Below are 19,835 nucleotides of genomic sequence, written 5' to 3'. Positions count from 1 at the left end.
AAAATTACTTGCTGCCGAAATATTCAATTGTTAATCTTCCCCCACTCTTAATAATTCGTTGGACCGCGGTGCGTTTATGGCAGTGAATTTTCAGCCAGCCTAATGCTTATAACGGGGACATCCATGCTGACTGCTACTTTCGACGCATTTGACACGACGCAAACGGTGCAAGTCATGGTCGGGGACGTGGTGACGCTCAAAACGGGCGGGCCGCGGATGACGGTGACTTATGTCGGGGCGATTGCCCGGAAAACGGGTGAATGCCTCGTTTGCCAATGGTTTGATGACCATGGCGAATTGCGGCAGGAAACTTTCGCGCAGGATGAGGTGTGGCGGCAGCCGCGGTCGATTCCGGCCGGGTTGGTGCATAAGTTTGTTCGTGGTGCGGCGGTTTGAATTTGGCGCCTTTGCGGCGCGTGCAGTACCTGATTCGTCTGCGACGGCTGGTTGGTTTGCCTGGGTTTGTGCTGGCATCCGCGTTTTGTCTTTGCGCTGGCATCCGCAGTCTTTGCGCTGGCATCCGCGCTTTGCCTTCGCGCTTCAAGCGTTGCCCCTGTGCGGGGCGGCACCTACTTTTCTTTGCCGCCGCAAAGAAAAGTAGGCAAAAGAAAGCGGCTCACACCGCCAACATTTCTTCCTGCCTGAGGGCCCCCACAGGGTCTTACGCTTCACACGGCAATCACGTGACCCATGCTCGTTGCCAGCGCTCTTGCTGTGCGCATCACCTGCTTCACGCACCCGCGCTGCACCATGCCTTGCCAGATAGTCCACGGCCGCCCAGGTGGCAAACTGTGTGTAGGCCGTAGTGCCACACACGCCACACTTCGGACCGATTGCGCACGCGTTCCACCCTGTAAGAGCGCCGAGCTATACGCCGCGACAACCTACACACAGTTTGCCACCTGGGCGGCACATACCATTCGCTGCCGCTAGTTCTTGTGTGGGTGTCTGAAGTGGGTGAGGCGTTCATTCGAAGCGTTGGCAACGCACGCAAACAGAAAGGCTGCCGTGTGAAGCGTAAGACCCTTTGGGGGCCCTCAGGCAGGAAGAAATGTTGGCGGTGTTAGCCGCTTTCTTTTGCCTACTTTTCTTTGCGGCGGCAAAGAAAAGTAGGTGCCGCCCCGCACAGGGGCGACGCTTGAAGCGCGAAGGCAAAACGCGGATGCCAGCGAAAAGACCGCGGATGCCAGCGAAGAGACAAAACGCGGATGCCAGCGCAAATCAAAGCAGGCCAACCAGCCGTCGCAGACAAAGCCGCTGCCGCCCCGCACAGGGGCGACGCATGAAGCGCGAAGGCAAAGCGCGGATGCCAGCGAAAACCCAAGCAAACCAACCAGCCGTCGCAGACAAAGCACGCGTTGCCCGCAAATGGGCGACACTTGAAGCGCAAAGGCAAAGCGCAGATGCCAGGCGAAAACCCAAGCAAACCAACCAGCCGTCGCAGACAAATCAACAGCACTACCGCCGCGCTTCCGTGACCATCCTGACAGCGAGCCCAGCCAGTACAGTCCCCATCATCCACCGCTGCACGACGAGCCACGTCGGCTTCCTCGCAAGAAACACAGCAATCGACCCAGCCGTCATAGCGACCGTCGAATTGACGGAAATGCTCAACACGATCTGAACCACGCCAAACATCAACGATTGCCCAAGCACACTGCCATGCTGCGGATCAATAAACTGCGGCAGCAGCGAAAGATAAAGCACAGCAATCTTCGGATTCAGCAGATTCGTAATGAAGCCCATCGTGAACAGCTTGCGCGGACTATCGACGGGCAAATCGCGCACCTGGAACGGCGAGCGTCCGCCCGGCTTCACGGCCTGCCACGCGAGATACAGCAGATAGAGCGCGCCACCAAACCGCAGCGTGTCATACGCGAACGGCACAGCAAGCAGCAACGCCGTAATGCCGAACGCGGCGCAGAACATATAGACCACAAAACCAAGCGCCACGCCCCCGAGCGAAATCAGCCCGGCCACGCGGCCCTGGCAGATCGACCGCGAGATCAGATAGATCATATTGGGCCCGGGCGTGAGCGCCATCCCAAGCGCGACAAAAGCAAATGCAACGAGATGCGAGGTTTGAGGCATTGCGTGAGCTCCGTAGAAGGAAGACCGATCGAAGGATCAAGGCAAGGCCCAGGCGCGCGGCGTGACGGAATCTGCATCCCGGTTCGCGTTCCCCGGTGGTGATCCACCTCGATTGAGCGCCAGTCGCGCGAACTGGTCGATTGTTCCGCGGGCTGCCGGCGCACGCCAGATACAGAAACGGCACTACCCATCGATACACTTGAGCGCCGCCGCCGCGCCAACGATCATCACCATGCACGCGATGCGCGGCGCCGACACGGGATCGCCGAACAGCACGATGCCGAGCAGCGTGATGCCCATCGACCCGATGCCCGTCCACACGACATACGCGGTGCCTGCGGGCAGGTGCTTCATCGCGAGCGTCAGCAGGAAGACGCTCGCAAGCGCGGCCGCCACGCCGCCGACGCTCGGCCAGAAACGCGTCCAGCCATTCGCATACTTGAGCGCGAGGCCCATCAGGATTTCAACGACGCTTGCCGCGAGCAGGATTAACCACGCCATCACTACCTCCATTTAAAGAATGGACGCAGCGTAGAGGTATAGTGATTCGCTGACCATTACGCACCTTCTGGTAACCATGGCAATGCCCGCGCCGGACCATTCCGTCGACGCCGCGAACGAGGCGCAGCACCCAGGCAACGTATTCGACGAGGCCTGTTCGTCGCGGCTCGCGCTCGAACTGATCGCGAGTAAATGGACGCTGCTGATCCTGCCCGCGCTGCAGGACGGGCCGATGCGCAACAACGCGCTGCTGCGCAAGATTGGCGGCATTTCGCAGAAGGTGCTGTCGCAGACGCTGCGCGAACTGGAGCGCAACGGGCTCGTGATCCGCGACGTGTGCGGCACGAAACCCTTGCACGTCGAATATCGGTTGAGCGCGCTCGGGCTGTCGTTGAGCGATGCGCTCGTCACGCTCGACCGCTGGGCCGAAACGCATGGCGGCGCGCTCGACGCCGCGCGCGAGCGCTTCGATACGCTTGCGCAGTCGCGTCGATAGCGCCCGGTTAAACGCTCAGCCGCGCAGCGGCCGGAAGAAGCGCCGTATCTCTTCGGCAAGCAGTGCAGGCTGTTCCATCGCAGCGAAGTGCCCGCCGCGCGGCATATCCGCGAACTGCGTAACGTTGAACACACGTTCGATCCACGATCGCGGCGGCTGGCTGATTTCCTTCGGAAAACGCGCAAAGCCAAGCGGCGGCGTGACGCGCTGGCCGGGCTCGAAGCGCAATGGCCGCGCGCGCGTTTCCGCGTAGAGCCGCATCGACGAGCCGATCGTCTGCGTATGCCAGTACAACGACAGATCGGTCAGCAACTGGTCCTTCGAAAACACCCGCTCGATGTCGCCGTCGCAATCGCTCCACGCGCGGAATTTCTCGACGATCCACGCAGCCAGTCCCGCAGGCGAATCGTTCAACGCGAACGCCGCCGTGTTCGGCTTCGTCGCGTGCATGTGTGCATAGGCGCCTTCGGCATCGGCAAACACCGCCTTGGACGCGAGGAAATCCCGCTCTTCCTGCGTGATGGACGGATCATCGGGCGCGACGCCGGGCGCGTACGAACTCGGCAGGAAGTTGAGATGAATGCCGTCGACATGCTGCGCATGGTTGGCCGCCAACGCGATCGACACCGCCGCGCCCAGGTCGCCGCCTTGCGCGCCAAAGCGCGTGTAGCCGAGCCCGCGCATCAACTCGACCCACAGGCCGGCGATCGCGAACACCGACATGCCCGGCTTAGAAGGCCGCTCCGAAAAGCCATAGCCGGGCATCGACGGGACGACGACATCGAATGCATCGGCGGGGTCCGCGCCGAACGACGCCGGGTCGCACAACTGCGGCACCAGTTCGGCGAACTCGATGAACGAGCCGGGCCAGCCGTGCGTGATGACGAGCGGGTAGGGCTTCGGACCCGTGCCGCGCCGATGCACGAAATGCACGGCAAGATCGCCGACCTGCGCGACGAATTGTGGCTCCTGATTGAGCCGCGCTTCCGTCGCGCGCCAGTCGTACGCGCCCGCCCAGTGATCGATGAGATCGCGCAAATAGTTCATGTCGGTGCCGAGCGACCACGGCGCGCTATCGAACGTGTCGGGCCAGCGTGTTTGCGCGAGGCGCGTCTTGAGCGCGGCAAGCTCGAAGTCGGGAATCGAAATCTGGAACGGGGTGATCTGCATCATGTGGTCCTGGTCGTTGTGCGGCAGGCGGCGCGCTATTTGGTCGTGCGGTCGCGCGATTCGCGCCACCGCACGCGCTCGCCGAGTCCCTTCGTGAAGGTTCGCATGCTGAGGGTGCGGCGCGAACGCACCACTTCGCCTTCCAGATTGACGGGCGGATTCGGCTGCCACGCCCAGTACAGCGCGACCAGCCAGCCGAACACCGTCCAGCCCATGCATGCATTGAACAGGGCGAGGGTCAGAATGTCGTAGCGCTTGCGGCGATCGGCGATGATCGACGGCAGAAAGTACAGTCCCAGCGCGGCGACGGTCGCGACGCCTTGTATCATCATCTCGTTCATCGAACCTCCCCAGGCGCGGAATCTATCTGTCCATTGTCGCGCGATCGGGCATCGTCCGCTTGCCGTTTGAAGGCTGATTGCAAGGCAGGCGCCTGATGGTTCACGGGAGGTTCACACGAATTCGGCAAGCCGCGCCGTAAGGTCTATCATGTGCGTTTTGACTGCACCGGATATGGCCATCATGATCTCCGACGACACTCAACAAGCTCAAAAGCTGAATCACGACACACTGCGCGAATTCGTCGATCGCAAATGGAACGATGAGATCGTGCCGGCGCTCACCGACTACATCGCCGTGCCCGCGAAGAGCCCGGCTTTCGATGCCGATTGGGAAAAGCACGGCTTTATCGAGCGCGTGACTACGGAGGCCGCGAAGTGGGCGGAGCAGCAGCCCGTGCGCGGACTGAAGCTGGAAATCGTGCGCCTGCCGGGCCGCACGCCCGTGATCTTCTTCGAATCGCCCGCCACGCGCTCGGGCAGCACGGACACTATCGTGCTGTACGGTCACCTCGACAAGCAGCCGGAATTCGACGGCTGGCGCAACGACCTCGGCCCGTGGACGCCGAAGCTCGAAGACGGCAAGCTCTACGGCCGCGGCGGCGCAGACGACGGCTACGCGATCTACGCCAGCCTCACCGCGCTGGCAGCGCTCGACGCGCAAGGCATCGAGCGGCCGCGCTGCGTCGGTCTGATCGAAACCTGCGAAGAGTCAGGCAGCTACGATCTGCTGCCGTACGTCGACGCGTTGCGCGAGCGGCTCGGCAAGGTCGGACTCGTCGTGTGCCTCGACTCGGGCGCGGGCAACTACGATCAGCTGTGGCTCACCACGTCGCTGCGCGGCCTCGTGTCCGGCGACCTGGAAGTGCAGGTGCTCGACGAAGGCATTCACTCGGGCGGCTACGGCGGCATCGCGCCGTCGAGCTTCCGCATCATGCGGCAAATGTTCGAGCGTCTCGAAGACGCTGCCGACGGCACGCTGCTGCCGAAGGGCTTCCATTGCCCGGTTCCGCTCGACCGTCTCGATGAAGCCGAAGCGACTGCGAAGATTCTCGGCGACGACGTGTGGAAAAAGCTGCCGTGGGCCTGCGGCCAGGACGGCGGCCCCGTGCTGCCGACCACCACCGACCCGAAAGAAGCGCTGCTCAATTCCACCTGGCGTCCGTCGCTGTCGGTGACGGGCGCGTCGGGCCTGCCGTCGCTCGCGGATGCGGGCAACGTGCTGCGTCCGCGCACGGCGTTCAAGCTGTCGCTGCGTCTGCCTCCGCTCGTCGATGCGGAAAACGCCGTGCAACAGATGAAGTCGCTGCTGGAGTTCGATCCGCCGTACAACGCGAAGGTCACGTTCAAGCCGGACGCGGGCGCGGCGACGGGCTGGAACGCGCCGGAACTGGCGCCGTGGCTCGGCACTGCGCTGAACGACGCGTCGCGCCAGCACTTCGGCGCGGATGTCGCGTTCATCGGGCAGGGCGGCACGATCCCGCTGATGAACGTGCTGAAGGCGGGCTTCCCGACCTCGCAGTTCATGGTGTGCGGCGTGCTCGGGCCGAAGTCGAACGCGCACGGTCCGAACGAGTTCCTGCATGTGCCGTACGGCAAGAAGCTGACGGCGGCTGTCGCCGAGGTGATCGCCGCCGCGCCTTGATGTCTGTCCCGAACGTTCGACGCTGAAGCGTTTTCCCCCAGTGAGAGAAGCCGGCCGGCTTCTCTCACTGTCCATCCGTTTTCCTTGACGAACCGATCATCGAATGAACGACACGCGCGCTCCCCGTATTCCCGTCGATCAACTGCACGCCTACGTGCGCGCGATATGGGAGCAGGCAGGCAGTTCGCCGCGTGAAGCCCAGCTCGTCGCCGATCATCTCGTTGCAGCCAATCTCACGGGACACGATTCGCATGGCGTCGGCATGATTCCGCGCTATGTCGATTCGCTGCGCGATCGCGAGTTGAAGCTGAACGCGCACGCGAGCGTCGTGAAGGACGTCGGCGCAGTGCTGACCGTCGACGGCGGCAAGGGCTTTGGCCAGGTCGTCGCGCACGAAGCGATGGAGCAGGGCATCGAGCGCGCGAAAAAGCTCGGCGTGTGCGCCGTCGCGCTGCGCAACGCGCACCACATCGGGCGGATCGGGCATTGGGCCGAGCAGTGCGCGAAGGCGGGGCTCGCGTCGTTCCACTTCGTCAACGTGGCGGGTGATCCGCTCGTCGCGCCGTTCGGCGGCGCGGACCGCCGCATCGGCACCAATCCGTTTTGCGCGGCGTTTCCGCGCGAGGGCAAGGCGCCGCTCGTGCTCGACTTCGCGACCAGCGCCGTCGCTTACGGCAAGACGCGCGTCGCGTACAACCAGGGCAAGCAGGTGCCGCCCGGCTCGCTGATCGACCACGAAGGCAAGCCGACCGTCGAGCCGAAAGTGATGATGGAAGCGCCGTTTGGCGCGCTGATGCCCGTTGGCGGGCAGGCGGGCGGCCACAAGGGCTTCGGCCTCGCGGCAATGTGCGAGATTTTCGGCGGCGCGCTGTCGGGCGGCTACACGACGCACGAGGACACGCTGCAAAAGACCAACGCGATCATCAACTGCATGCTGTCGGTGATAGTCGATCCCGCCGCCTTCGATGCGCCCAACGCGGAGGCCGAGGCGGATGCGTTCGTCGAATGGGTGAAGGCGTCGCCGCTCGCCGGCGGTGCGGAGCGCATCTATGCGCCGGGCGAGCCGGAGCGCGCGACGCGCGCCGAGCGCGAGGCCAACGGCATTCCCGTCGATCCGCAGACATGGCGGCAGATCCGCGAGGCGGCGCTCGCGGCGGGACTGTCGCAGGAAGATGCCGATAGCTGGTCCGCGCGCTTGCAGTAACGCGCGGCGTCACAGCGGATGTCGTTGCACGCGCATCGATCGACCGACGCGCGTCAAACACCGACCAAAAGCGCGGCCTCGCCGCTTTGCCGCTTTTTGCCTCTCCTCGCCACGAATTCGCAAAACAATGCAATCAGAATAACTTCGGATTGCATTAAAACGTTTGCCTCCACAATTCACCCCAAATTAAAACAGATATTCTAATTACCGCTTTGCGCCCTTATTAAAGCGGCAGCGAGAACGTTTGTTTGAAGTTTTATTCTGAACGGCAATCGTTTGCGACAGCCGCGCCTGGCAAGAAGCCCGTCCAGCGGGCGTCGCCATACTTATGAAGAACTGCATTCTTCTGTTGGTTAGGCCGCCCCACCAGATTCTGGTCTGTTTTAGGCTCGCAATGCTTCACCCGAGTTTTTAACTTCAAAAAGGACCATTCAAAATGAATCTGCAAAACCATCACGCCTGCCGTCCGTTCCTCGAAGCTGGCAAGCTGTCGCAAATCTCCGCGTATTACGAAGAAGAGCGCAACGTCATGTGGATGATGTTGCGCGCGCAACCGCGGCCATGCTTCAACCTCGAACTGGTGCACGACATCCTTGAACTCGCGCGGGCCGCGCGCGATTCCAATGTGCGCATCGATTTTTGGGTGACAGGCTCCGTAATTCCGACCATGTTCAACGTCGGCGGCGATCTCAGCTTTTTTGCCGACGCGATTCGCGCTGGCCGCCGCCAGGAGTTGATGGCGTATGCGCGCGCCTGTGTCGATTGCGTGCATGCGGCGGCGCGCGGCTTCGATACCGGCGCGATTTCGATTGCGATGATCGAGGGCAGCGCGCTCGGCGGCGGCTTTGAAGCGGCGCTCGCGCACCATTTCGTGCTCGCGCAGAACGACGCGCGGATGGGCTTCCCGGAGATCGCCTTCAACCTGTTCCCGGGCATGGGCGGCTATTCGCTCGTCGCGCGCAAGGCGGGCATGCGTCTCGCGGAAGAACTGATCGGTGGCGGCGAATCGCACACGGCTGAGTGGCACGAAAGCCGCGGCCTCGTCGACCATCTGTTCGAGCCGGGCGAGGCGTATATCGCGACGCGCACCTTCATCGACACGTTGCGCCCCAAACTCAACGGCATCCGCGCGATGGTGCGGGCGCGTCAGCGCGTGCTGCAACTGTCGCGCGCCGAACTGATGGAAATTACCGAGGATTGGGTGGAGTCTGCGTTCACGATCGAGGAGAAGGACCTCGCCTTCATGGAACGGCTCGTGATGCTGCAAAACCGCCGCGCGAGCAATCTGCGCCCGGCTGCGATGAACGTTGCGTAAGCAGGAAGGACAGTAGTCTGATTGGCAGAACGCCCCCGCGCCTAGCGTTACGCGCTCCGTCTGCACCCGTGACGCAACTATCAACGTAGCAAAGGCATCAAGCAGCATGCAACACGCAGTAGCCAGCCGCATGAGCGGCCGACAGGCGGGAGATTCCAAAGGTCGAGCGAACTTTTCGGGGGTTCAGGCGATCAAGCGGATCTTCTGCCTGTCATGCAGCCAGCGCTCGAATTCGGCTGCGGGCATCGGCCTGCCGTACAGAAAGCCCTGCACGTATTCGACGCCTAGTCCCTTCATGAACAGCTCTTCCGATTCCGTCTCGATTCCCTCCGCCACCACCTTCAGTTGCAGCGCTTGCGCGACGGCCACCATCGAGCGCACCAGCGCCTGAGATTTCCTGTCGGCGTTGATCGAACTCACGAAGCTGCGGTCCAGCTTGATCACGTCGAGCGGAATGCGCCCAAGCTGCGACAGCGACGAATAGCCCGTGCCGAAATCATCCAGATGGACCTGCGCGCCAAGATCGCGGAATTGCGTAATCAGGTCGATCGCGGCCGCTTCGTCTTCGATCAGGCAGCTCTCCGTCAGCTCGATGTCGAGCAGACAAGGATCGAGTTGCGCGCGCTGCAAGGCCTCCGTGAAATGCGACACCACGGCCGTATCCACCAGTTGCCGCGCCGACACGTTGATCGCCACGCGCAGCGACAGCCCGCGCGCCTTCCATTGCGAGGCCTGTTCGGCCGCTGTCTGCATGACCCAGCGGCCAAGCGGCCCGATCAACCCCGACTCTTCCGCGTAGCGGATGAACGCGGCGGGCATGATCTGCCCGCGCTCCGGCGAATTCCAGCGCACCAGCGCCTCGACGCCGTACACGGTGCCCGTGGCCAGCGACAGCTTCGGCTGATAGTGCAGCGTCAACTGGCCTTCTTCGAGCCCCCGCCGCAGGTTCGTATCGAGCCACATGTACTCGGCGACCTTGCGGTTCATCTCCGGCGAGAACACGCGATAGGTGCGCTTGCCGTCGTCTTTGGCGACGTACATGGCGGTATCGGCGGCGCGGATCAGCGCTTCGAGGCTGTCGCCATGCTCGGGGAACATCGCGATGCCGATCGAGCAGCCCGTGTAGACCTCGACGAGCCCAAGGCTGAACGGCACGCGCAGCCGCTCCAGAATGCGCTGCGCCATCGCTTCCATCGACCCGACGGAAGCAACGGGCGACAGCACGATGAACTCGTCGCCGCCCAGCCGCGCGAGCGTGTCCTCGTCGGCGAGACACTCGCGCACGGCCGACGACACGTCCTGGATCAGCCGGTCGCCGAACACGTGGCCGTAGTGGTCGTTGACCTTCTTGAAGTTGTCGAGATCGAGAAACAGGATGCCGACGGATTCGCCCGCCGCCGCGCTGGCAATGGCCGCGCGCGTCTTGTCGTGAATCGCGTTGCGGTTGGGCAGGCCCGTCAGCGAATCGGTATTCGCCAGTTCCGACAGACGCTCCTGCGCGCGGCGTTCCTCCGTGATGTCGGTGCCCGAGCAGATCAGAAACTGTTCGTCGACGCCGCTGCCGCTCATCACGAACTTGTTGCGAAACAGGAAAAGGCGCTCGCCATGCACGGTGCGCACGCGCCGCTCGACTTCATACGCGACGCCCTGGTTGAAAAACCCCGAGATGTTCTGGCTCGACGCCGCGCCCGCTTCCGACGACATGAACAGCGCCCACACGCTGCGCCCGACCACGTCTTCTTCCTTCATGCCCGTGAGTTCTTCGGCGAGCCGGTTGAAGCGCTGGATACGGCCGTTCTTGTCGACGATCACGACGACGGAATTGACTTCCGACACGACCTGCTCGGCGAACGACAGCCCATGCACCAGATCGCGCGCGACGGATTCGGTGTCTTCGTAGGCCGAAGCCGTGCCTGCCCAGGTGCTGCTGTTGAGCTTCTTGCCGACCAGATGGAGACGCAGCGCTTCGCCGAACAGGCGTACGTCCATGGTCAGGTGCGCGGTGACGCCCGTGAGCCTGCGGATCTGCGCGGCCTGCGCACCCGATAGGGCAATGGCGACCGTGGCCGTGTCGTCATCCGTTTCGGGCGTCAGTTCGAGCGCATTGCTGTCGCTCGACAGCCGCCAGCAGGGGCTGCTCGTTCCGAATCGGGCGAAAAGCACCTGATCGTGTTGATCGTCGTTCATGAAGGGTCCCCGGGCAAAAAAGTTGCCTCCAGTCGAGCTCCGAATACGAGTCCAGCACGCGGTGGCGAAGAGTCTTATCGATGACTGACTTGCTTCATTGTAACGAAGCGGCCGGACGTCCGGCTCCGAATTGATTAACGACCTTTGAATCACCTTTCTTTAATCAGAAAGCATAGAAAAAAAGATGCTTTTCAGGGATCGGTTCCGCAAACGTTCACGCGCGATTGCGCACGCGCGTACACCTATGCGATGCTCGCGTGGCAATCAAAAAGCGCGACGGCAGACCAGACCGGTTGTCCACCTTTCCGAGGAGGGAGACATGAGTACGCTGTCGTCTGTTCGTGGCAGGACCGTCAGTACATATCGATCAACCGCAGTTCTTCTTGAACCGATGCAATGCGCGGCGCCTTCATCCGCGCCACCTCTGCGCAGGAGAACCGCCGCGCGCGCTGTTGCGTTCTCAAGCTTTGTGTTGCTGGCAGGGTTCGCGCGCATCGCGAGCGCCGATACGCAGGTGGGCGGCACATTGCCGCCGCCGCCCGACAAGTTGTATGGCGACCTGTTCGTCGCCGTGCAGACCCAGCAGATCTATCCCGACCAGAAGACCTTCGTCGACGCGCTGCCGAAAGCGGACCCCGCAACGATCCTGCAGGCCTACGAAACGCAGAAGAGCCAGCCGAACTTCTCGCTGAAAAGCTTCGTCGACCAGTATTTCACGCCGCCTTCCGAGCCGGTGATCACGCCGCCGCCGAACCAGTCGCTGCGCGATCACATCAACTGGCTGTGGCCCGAACTCACGCGCACGACGACGACGGCACCGCCGTACAGCTCGCTGATTCCGATGCCCAAGCCGTATGTCGTGCCCGGCGGGCGTTTTCGCGAGGGCTATTACTGGGACACGTATTTCACGATGCTCGGCCTGCAGGAGTCGGGACATGAAGATCTCGTCGACAACATGCTCGACAACTTCGCGTACATGATCGACACGTATGGCCACATTCCGAACGGCAACCGGACTTACTATCTGAGCCGCTCGCAGCCGCCGTTCTTCTCATACATGGTCGAGCTTGCGGCAAAGGTCGAAGGCGGGCGCGTCTATCAGAAGTATTTGCCGGCGATGCGCAAGGAGTACGCGTACTGGATGCAGGGCGCGTCGACGACGAAGCCGGGCGATGCGACGCGCAATGTCGTCGTGTTGCCGGACAAGACGGTGCTGAACCGCTATTGGGACGAACTCGACACGCCGCGCGACGAGTCGTATCTCGAAGACGTGCAGACGGCGCAGAAGGCAACCGGCCGCGCGCCGAACGAGGTCTACCGCGATCTGCGCGCGACGGCGGAAAGCGGCTGGGACTTCAGTTCGCGCTGGTTCGGCGACAACATGAATCTAACGACCGTTCGCACTACTTCGATCATTCCCGTCGATCTGAACAGCCTGATGTTCCATCTGGAGACGAGCATCGCGCGTGGTTGTTCGGAGACGCGGGATTTCAGTTGCGTCGTGCAGTTTATCGGCAAGGCGGCGAAGCGCGCCGAGGGCATCAACCGGTATCTGTGGAATAGCAAGGGTTACTACGGTGATTACGACTGGAAGCTCGCGAAGGCACGCGATAACCAGACGCCCGCGATGTTGTATCCGCTGTTCGCGGGGGCTGCGTGGCCCGATCGTGCGCAGAAGACGGCAAACGTCGTCGCGGGCGTGTTGCTTAAGCCGGGCGGTCTGACGACCTCGACCTACGACACGACCCAGCAATGGGATGCGCCGAATGGCTGGGCGCCACTGCACTGGATTGCGATTGAAGGGTTGCGGCGGTATGGGCGCAGTGATCTCGCGCAGCAGATTGGCACGCGATTTCTTGCGGATGTGAAGAACGTTTATGCGAAGGAGCAGAAGCTGGTTGAGAAGTATGTCGTTGAAGGGTCGGGGACGGGCGGCGGCGGAGGCGGCGAGTATCCGCTGCAGGATGGGTTTGGGTGGACCAATGGTGTGACGCTGAAGTTGCTCGATCTGTACGCGCCAGGCGAGTGATGCGCTAGTCCGCGAGCGCGGCGCGGTCGAGGCGGGCAAGCCGCTGGTTTGGTTTTTCCTGGGTTTGCGGCGGCATTCGGGTTGGTGTTTTTGCGTTTGCGCTGGCATCTGGTTTGGTTTTTTGGGCCTTTGCGCTGGCATCCGCGATTTGTTAGCGTGCTTCACGCGTCGCCCCTGTGCGGGGCGGCACCTACTTTTCTTTGCCGCCGCAAAGAAAAGTAGGCAAAAGAAAGCGGCTAACACCGCTAACATTTCTTCCTGCCTGAGGGCCCCCAGAGGTTCTTACGCTTCACACGGCAACGCACGTGCTCACGTGCGTTGCCAACGCTCTTGCGGTGCGCATCACCCACTTCACGCACCCGCGCTCCACCATGCCATGCCAGATATTCCACGGCCGCCCAGGTGGCAAACTGTGTGTAGGCCGTGGACACACACATGCCTCACTCCGGACCGATAGCGCACGCGTTCCGCCCTGTAAGAGCGCCAACCTGTACGACGCGACAGCCTACACACAGTTTGCCACCTGGGCGGCACATAACATTCGCTGCCGCTTGGCCGAGTACGGGTATTCGAAGTGGGTGAGGCGTTCGTTCGAAGCGTTGGCAACGCACGCAAACAGAAAGGCTGCCGTGTGAAGCGTAAGACCCTGTAGGGGCCCTCAGGCGAAAACTAGCACTGGCGGTGTTAGCCGCTTTCTTTTGCCTACTTTTCTTTGCGGCGGCAAAGAAAAGTAGGTGCCGCCCCGCACAGGGGCGACGCTTGAAGCACGAAGGCATAGCGCGGATGCCAGCGCAAAGGCCCAAAAAACCAAACCGGATGCCAGCGAAAGCAAAACCAAAACACCAACCATTCAGTATCGCCGTGCGAGCCTCATGCGCATTAACTGCTTCGTCTCGCCATCAGCATCAAGGGGCAGATCAAACTCGCCAGCCACCAGCGACGCAACAGCCACACCATCACGATACAACACGCGATTACCCGCAACAGCAGGCACCTTGTCCCCCGGCAGCAACGTCCCGACCAGATTCAGCGGATCAGTACCCGCAACACACACAAAACCACCATCATTCGCATGCCGGCGCACCTCACGCAACAGCGGAATCGCTTCCGGCAGCGCGAACTGCTCACCCGCGAGACCATTGACGAAGCGCCCGCCGCGCACCTGGCCGCGCGCTTCGAGCCGCTGATACACGCGCAGCAGATCGCGCCACGGCGGCAGCCATTCAGCTTCGCGCTCCAGCAGCCGCCAGAACACGACACCATAGCGCCGCAACAACGCCATCGCGACATGCTCGATCACTTCCGGCGCGAAGGAAGGCGAAGAACGTCGGGAAGGAGAGGGCGCGGGTTCTTCGGACACAGCGGCGGCAGGCCGACGCCGCAACAGCGCCCAACGCCCCGCATCGTCCATCCCGCCAATCAACGCGCCTGCGCCGCGCGGACGCCGGCTCGGAAAGTGCGACGCGTTGCGCTTCGCGACGGGTTTCAACAGCGCACGCAAACCCGCGAAACTATCCGAATTGACGAGACCCGCCGCGACCAGTTCGCCGAGCGCGTTTTCGAGTTCGACGCGCAGCAGCCGAACGTCGCCCGATAGCTCGTCGAAGAACATCGCACCATGCTGCGTCAGCGTATCGAACACCAGTTGCGCCTTCGGCGACAGTTCCGGCTGTTTCGACGTATCGAGCAGCGCAGTCCACACGGGCAGCGCGCGGCGCGGCAACAGCACGATGGGCGTGCTGCGCACCGGGCCGCTCGCGCCGCGCGCGCGATCCGTGAGCCGCGTCCAGACGATCTTGCCGGAACGGCACAACTCGTCGAGCGATGTGATCGAGTAGTCCTTCAGCCGCGCGGGCAAGATATCTTCTTCCCATGCGCTCGCGGCCGCCTGAAAGCCTTCGAGTTGATCCAGCACGGCGGCGAGCGCGTCGCGCCCTTCGCCGCGCGTATCGGGTGTGAGACGCTGCCACGCGAACAGGAAGCGCATGAAGTCGTGCCGCTCGACGGGCTCGATCTCGCGCCGTAAGCGCCGCACCGTGTAGCGATGGATGCGTGCAAGCAGATGCCGCTCGCACCATTCTTCATCGGTGGTGCCCGGCGTGAAGCGGCCGCGCATCACATAACCTTCCGCTTCGAGCCGCGTCAGCGCCTGCGCGACCGTCGAAGCGGGCAGCGCCAGCGCACGTGCGATCGACGCAAGCGGCAGCGGCCCGAATCCCGTCAGCCGCGCGCGCACCACATCGACGAGCGCGTCGTCTTCTGTCCAGGCATCGTCGAAACCCTTCGGCGCACGCAGCGCCGGTTCGACTTCAGCCTGCGGATAAATCGCGCGCAGGCACGTCAGGCGCTCCGCGGGCAGCCACAGCGCGTCATGCTGCGCGATCTGCATGCGCGCGGCGTGGCCTGTTTTAGCGAGTTCCGCGAGCCACGCGGGCCAGCCTTCGTTGCGCTGCGCCTCGGCCTCCGTGATGCACGCAAGGCCTGTCAGCGCTTCGTGCATCTCGTCGGTGTTGCGCGCTTGCGGCCACGCTTCTTCGCCGACACTCGCAATCGCGTCGGCATCGAGCGCGCCGAGATCGTCGGCGGATTCGGGGCCGCTCGTGTAGCGGCGATTCAGCACCGCCTGCGTACGGCGCTCTTCGATCGGTGCATCGTCGAGAAACGCGTACGGTTTCGCGGTGAGGATTTCCGCGGCGAGCGGCGAAGGCGCGGGCAAATCGCGCGAGACGAGCGCGATCTTGCCGCTTTCGATCCGACGCAGCAACGCGAGCCACGCATCCGTATCCATCGCTTCGTGCAGACAATCGTCGACCGTCTGATCGACGAGCGGATGACTCGGCAACTCGCGCTCGCCGGCGATGTTTTCGAGGCACGCGGCTTGATCGGGAAACACGGTCGCGAGTAGATCGTCGCTGCGCATGCGCTGCAACGGCGGCGGCGTCTTGCGTCCGCCCGTGTAGCGCGGCAACGCAAGCGCCGTCGTCGCGTTCCAGCGCCAGCGCACGCCGAACAGCGGCGCGTCGAGCAGCGCCTGGATCAGCACATGTTCGGCTGTCGCGGAGCGCAGATAGCGCCACACTTCATCGAGCGCGAAGCTGTGCGCGCCCGTCAGCGACAGCACGATCGCGTCTTCCGTCGCGGCCGCCTGCAACTCGAAATTGAACGTGCGGCAAAAGCGCTTGCGCAACGCGAGGCCCCACGCGCGATTGACGCGACTGCCGAACGGCGTATGAATCACAAGCTGCGTGCCGCCCGATTCGTCGAAAAAACGCTCCATGACGAGCGTGTCTTGTGTCGGCAGCGCGCCGAGCGCCTGGCGGGCGCGCGCCAGATATTCGACGATCTGCCGTGCCGCCGCTTCGGGCAGATCAGTCTGTTCAACGAGCCACGCGATGGCGGGTTCGAGATCGAGCGCGACCGTGGCCGGTTGCTCGGCGAGGGTTGCGATGCCGCCGCCGTGCGAATCGGCAAATGTATCGGTATCCGAAGTAATTGACGAAATGGTCTTCGCGACGGCGAGCCGCCGCTCGATCTCCGAGCGCAGCCGCGCGACGCCCGCCGACAACTCATCGCTGCGCCCGGGCGCCTCGCCGAGCCAGAACGGAATGTTCGGCGGCTGGCCTTGCGCGTCCTCGACGCGCACGCGGCCGCTTTCGACCCGCATGATCCGGTATGACGCATTGCCGAGCTGGAACACGTCGCCTGCGAGGCTTTCGACGGCGAAGTCTTCGTTGACCGTGCCGATATTGAGCCCTTGCGGTTCGAGTACCACTGTGTAATCCGCGTTCTCCGGAATCGTGCCGCCCGACGTCACCGCGTAGAGCTGCGCGCCGCGCCGCCCGCGCAATGTGCCGTTGACGGCGTCGCGATGCACGTACGCAGCGCGCGGACCGTGACGGCTCGTGTAGCCCTCGGCGAGCATGCGCAACACGGCGTCGTATTGCTCGCGTTCGAGCGCAGCATACGGCGCGGCGTGGCGGAAGCGTTCGAACAGCGCGTCCTCGCTCCATTCGGCGTTGCAGACTTCGGCGACGATCTGCTGCGCGAGCACGTCGAGCGGCGCGCGCGGAATGTGCAGCAGGTCGAGTTCACCGCGCCGCACGCAATCGAGCAGCGCTGCGCATTCGATCAGATCGTCACGCGACGACGGGAACAGCCTTCCCTTCGGCATGCCGCCCACATGGTGGCCCGAACGTCCGACGCGTTGCAGAAACGGCGCGATCGCGCGCGGCGAGCCCATCTGGCAGACCAGATCGACGTCGCCGATATCGATGCCCAGTTCCAGCGAAGCCGTTGCGATCAGCACGCGCAGTTCGCCGCGCTTCAAACGCTGCTCCGCGTCGAGGCGATGTTCCTTCGCGAGGCTGCCGTGATGCGCGGCGACAGCGTCCTTGCCGAGACGCTCGGTCAGATGCCGCGCGGCGCGCTCGGCCATGCGCCGCGTATTGACGAACACGAGCGTGGTGCGGTGTAGCGCGACCAGTTCGGCGAGCCGGTTGTAGACGAGCTCCCACGCTTCGTTGGACATCACCGCTTCGAGCGGCACGGGCGGGATTTCCAGCGCGAGATCGCGCTCTCGCACATGGCCGACATCGACGATCGCGCAGTCGGCGGGTTCGTGGCTGTCGACACTCGCGCCGCCGACCAGAAAGCGCGCGACGGCTTCGATCGGTTTTTGCGTCGCCGACAAGCCGATGCGCGGCAGGCGCCGGCCGCACAGCGCATCGAGCCGTTCGAGCGACAGCGCGAGATGGCTGCCGCGCTTGCCGCCCGCCATCGCGTGGATTTCATCGACGATCACCGTGCGGACCGTCGCGAGCATCTTGCGGCCCGACGCCGAGCCGAGCAGCACGTACAGCGATTCGGGCGTCGTGACGAGAATGTGCGGCGCGCGCTTCTTCAGCGCGGCGCGTTCCTGCTGCGTCGTGTCGCCCGTGCGCACGGCGGTGCGGATCTCTGGCACGGGCAGGCCGCGTGCGGCGAGTTCGTGCGCGATGCCTTCGAGCGGCATCTGCAGATTGACGCGGATATCGTTCGACAGCGCCTTGAGCGGCGACACGTAGACCACCAGCGTCTCGTCCGGCAATGCGCCGCCGTGCGCGAGCCCGTCGCGCACGAGTTCGTCGAGCGCGGCGAGAAACGCGGTCAGCGTCTTGCCCGAGCCTGTCGGCGCCGCGACAAGCGTGTGCCGGCCGCCGCGGATCAACGGCCATGCGGCGACCTGCGCGTCCGTGGGCGCGGCAAAGGTCTTCTGGAACCAGCCCGCGACGGCCGGATGGAAATCGGCCAGCGAGTCGGCCGGCCCGAGGGCGGCGGAAGAGGCGGAAGTCATGACGTCGAAGATGGGGGCGGGGCGCTGCATATCCAGTGGGCGGTGCGCCATGCCCGTAAAAACCGTTAGACCCATTCAGTCTCGCAGGTTTCGCGAGGGCGTGCCGAGGCTGGCGATTGTGCGTGCCGATAACGCAACTACCGGTCGACAACTTCAAACACACACCGGCATCTGCGATGACGATATGTTCACGCGCGCGCTTCTCATCAGCCTGTAGAACACGACGCCGATGCTACATGAGCCAAAGAGCGGCAAGACGGAAAAAATGCGCGCGTGTGCTGAATGAAATGGTGATGAAAGCGTGCTCGAAAAGCGGTCCATGCTGCATCGCACGAGGCAACATCGAAAGCCATGTCAACCCACCAGCAGCATTGCCACGCATTGAGTATTCTGATCGACCCAGCACCGCATCATCACCCACGTGGAGTCTCGAACCATGCGATACAACCAGCTTGGCCGCACTGGCGTTTTCGTGTCGGAACTGTGCCTCGGCACGATGACCTTCGGCGGCTCGGGCGGCATCTGGCAGCACATCGGCGATCTGCAGCAGAGTGACGCCGAACGTCTGATCGGCCGCGCGATCGACGCGGGCATCAATTTCATCGACACAGCCGACGTCTACTCGTCCGGCGTCTCCGAGCAGATCACGGGTCAGGCGCTGAAGAACCTGAAAGTGCCGCGCGACAGCGTCGTTGTCGCGACGAAAGTATTCGGCCAAACGGGCGACTTCGCGAACGCGCGCGGCGCATCGCGCTATCACATCATGGACGGCATCAAGGCGAGCTTGCAGCGCATGCAGCTCGATCACGTCGATCTGTATCAGATCCACGGCTTCGATCCCGCCACGCCGATCGAGGAAACGCTGCGCGCGCTCGATACGCTCGTGCAGCACGGCCACGTGCGCTATATCGGCGTATCGAACTGGGCCGCGTGGCAGATCGCGAAGGCGCTAGGTATTTCGGAGCGCCTGGGCCTCGCGCGCTTCGACACGTTGCAGGCGTATTACACGATCGCGGGCCGCGATCTCGAACGCGAACTGGTGCCGATGCTGCAAAGCGAGGGCCTCGGCCTGATGGTATGGAGTCCGCTCGCGGGCGGTTTGCTCAGCGGCAAATATAAACGCGACGAGCAAGGCGAAGCCGGCAGCCGCCGCACGACATTCGATTTCCCGCCCGTGAATCGCGAGCGCGCATTCGATTGCGTCGACGTGATGCGCACGATTGCCGAAGCGAAGGGCGTATCGGTCGCGCAGATTGCGCTGGCGTGGCTATTGCATCAACGGTCGGTGATGAGCGTGATCGTCGGCGCGAAGCGAGTCGAGCAACTGGACGACAACATCGCCGCGACGAAGGTTGAACTGAGCGCGGAAGAACTCAAGATGCTCGATGAAGTGAGCCGCCTGCCGTCCGAATATCCGGGCTGGATGCTGGAGCGGCAGGGCGACCAGCGCCGTCAGCAGATCGCGGAAACGCGCTTTGGCGACGTGGTTTGAGCGCAGGGTGAAGCGCGCGGCGTGGCAGTCCGCGC

The 19,835-nt window shown here is 63.3% G+C and carries 13 protein-coding genes and 1 riboswitch; of the genes, 7 read left to right on the top strand and 6 right to left on the bottom strand.

Features of this window, described 5'->3' with window-relative positions; genetic code table 11:
• Positions 1 to 123: 123 nt before the first annotated feature.
• Positions 124 to 396: a YodC family protein gene (locus C2L65_RS23635; RefSeq protein ID WP_042308884.1), complete on the top strand. Its 273-nt coding sequence runs from the start codon at positions 124 to 126 to the stop codon at positions 394 to 396.
• Between the two features lie 1,062 nt (positions 397 to 1,458).
• Here C2L65_RS23635 and C2L65_RS23630 read toward each other — a convergent pair.
• Both C2L65_RS23630 and C2L65_RS23625 read right to left on the bottom strand, forming a co-directional pair.
• A complete protein-coding gene (locus C2L65_RS23630) occupies positions 1,459 to 2,091 on the bottom strand; it encodes a LysE family translocator (protein ID WP_042308796.1) in 633 nt (210 codons plus the stop codon).
• 39 nt (positions 2,092 to 2,130) lie between these two features.
• Positions 2,131 to 2,228: riboswitch (ZMP/ZTP riboswitch) on the bottom strand.
• Positions 2,229 to 2,274: 46 nt separating this feature from the next.
• Positions 2,275 to 2,592, bottom strand: coding sequence for a DMT family transporter (locus C2L65_RS23625; RefSeq protein WP_042308794.1), 318 nt, complete (start codon positions 2,590 to 2,592; stop codon positions 2,275 to 2,277).
• Between the two features lie 82 nt (positions 2,593 to 2,674).
• Between C2L65_RS23625 and C2L65_RS23620 the strand changes: the two genes are divergently transcribed.
• Positions 2,675 to 3,088, top strand: a complete 414-nt coding sequence (locus C2L65_RS23620) for a winged helix-turn-helix transcriptional regulator (protein WP_042308882.1) — start codon at positions 2,675 to 2,677, stop codon at positions 3,086 to 3,088.
• Between the two features lie 15 nt (positions 3,089 to 3,103).
• On the opposite strand, the gene C2L65_RS23615 is transcribed toward C2L65_RS23620, so the two are convergent.
• Together C2L65_RS23615 and C2L65_RS23610 are read right to left on the bottom strand one after the other, a co-directional pair.
• Positions 3,104 to 4,258 (bottom strand): epoxide hydrolase family protein, encoded by a 1,155-nt coding sequence (locus C2L65_RS23615; protein ID WP_042308880.1) that lies wholly within the window; start codon positions 4,256 to 4,258, stop codon positions 3,104 to 3,106.
• 35 nt (positions 4,259 to 4,293) lie between these two features.
• Positions 4,294 to 4,599 carry a superinfection immunity protein gene (locus tag C2L65_RS23610; protein WP_042308792.1) on the bottom strand — a complete coding sequence of 102 codons (306 nt, stop codon included), beginning with the start codon at positions 4,597 to 4,599 and terminating at the stop codon, positions 4,294 to 4,296.
• 181 nt (positions 4,600 to 4,780) lie between these two features.
• Between C2L65_RS23610 and C2L65_RS23605 the strand changes: the two genes are divergently transcribed.
• The 3 genes from C2L65_RS23605 to C2L65_RS23595 all read left to right on the top strand — a co-directional run bounded on the left by C2L65_RS23605 (position 4,781) and on the right by C2L65_RS23595 (position 8,760).
• Positions 4,781 to 6,241, top strand: a complete 1,461-nt coding sequence (locus C2L65_RS23605; protein ID WP_103254598.1) for a M20 family metallopeptidase — start codon at positions 4,781 to 4,783, stop codon at positions 6,239 to 6,241.
• Between the two features lie 103 nt (positions 6,242 to 6,344).
• The gene (locus tag C2L65_RS23600) at positions 6,345 to 7,445 is read left to right on the top strand and encodes a malate/lactate/ureidoglycolate dehydrogenase (protein ID WP_042308788.1); all 1,101 of its coding nucleotides are present in this window, start codon (positions 6,345 to 6,347) and stop codon (positions 7,443 to 7,445) included.
• A 436-nt stretch (positions 7,446 to 7,881) separates the two neighbouring features.
• Positions 7,882 to 8,760, top strand: a complete 879-nt coding sequence (locus C2L65_RS23595) for a crotonase/enoyl-CoA hydratase family protein (RefSeq protein ID WP_042308786.1) — start codon at positions 7,882 to 7,884, stop codon at positions 8,758 to 8,760.
• 183 nt (positions 8,761 to 8,943) lie between these two features.
• Here C2L65_RS23595 and pdeR read toward each other — a convergent pair whose 3' ends face one another.
• Positions 8,944 to 10,947, bottom strand: coding sequence for a cyclic di-GMP phosphodiesterase (gene pdeR, locus C2L65_RS23590; RefSeq protein WP_042308783.1), 2,004 nt, complete (start codon positions 10,945 to 10,947; stop codon positions 8,944 to 8,946).
• Between the two features lie 391 nt (positions 10,948 to 11,338).
• Here pdeR and treA point away from each other — a divergent pair, with 391 nt between their 5' ends.
• On the top strand, positions 11,339 to 12,976 hold the full coding sequence (gene treA, locus C2L65_RS23585) for an alpha,alpha-trehalase TreA (protein WP_233446598.1): 1,638 nt from the start codon (positions 11,339 to 11,341) through the stop codon (positions 12,974 to 12,976).
• Between the two features lie 850 nt (positions 12,977 to 13,826).
• Here treA and C2L65_RS23580 read toward each other — a convergent pair.
• Positions 13,827 to 18,308: a DEAD/DEAH box helicase gene (locus C2L65_RS23580; protein ID WP_233446521.1), complete on the bottom strand. Its 4,482-nt coding sequence runs from the start codon at positions 18,306 to 18,308 to the stop codon at positions 13,827 to 13,829.
• Positions 18,309 to 18,744: 436 nt separating this feature from the next.
• Here C2L65_RS23580 and C2L65_RS23575 point away from each other — a divergent pair, with 436 nt between their 5' ends.
• Positions 18,745 to 19,800, top strand: coding sequence for an aldo/keto reductase (locus C2L65_RS23575; RefSeq protein ID WP_042308282.1), 1,056 nt, complete (start codon positions 18,745 to 18,747; stop codon positions 19,798 to 19,800).
• The last annotated feature ends 35 nt before the right edge of the window (positions 19,801 to 19,835 follow it).

The organism is Paraburkholderia terrae (assembly GCF_002902925.1).
GTDB classification, from domain to species: domain Bacteria; phylum Pseudomonadota; class Gammaproteobacteria; order Burkholderiales; family Burkholderiaceae; genus Paraburkholderia; species Paraburkholderia terrae.
Note: the sequence above shows the minus strand (reverse complement) of the source record. Positions and strands in the feature narration are given on the sequence as shown.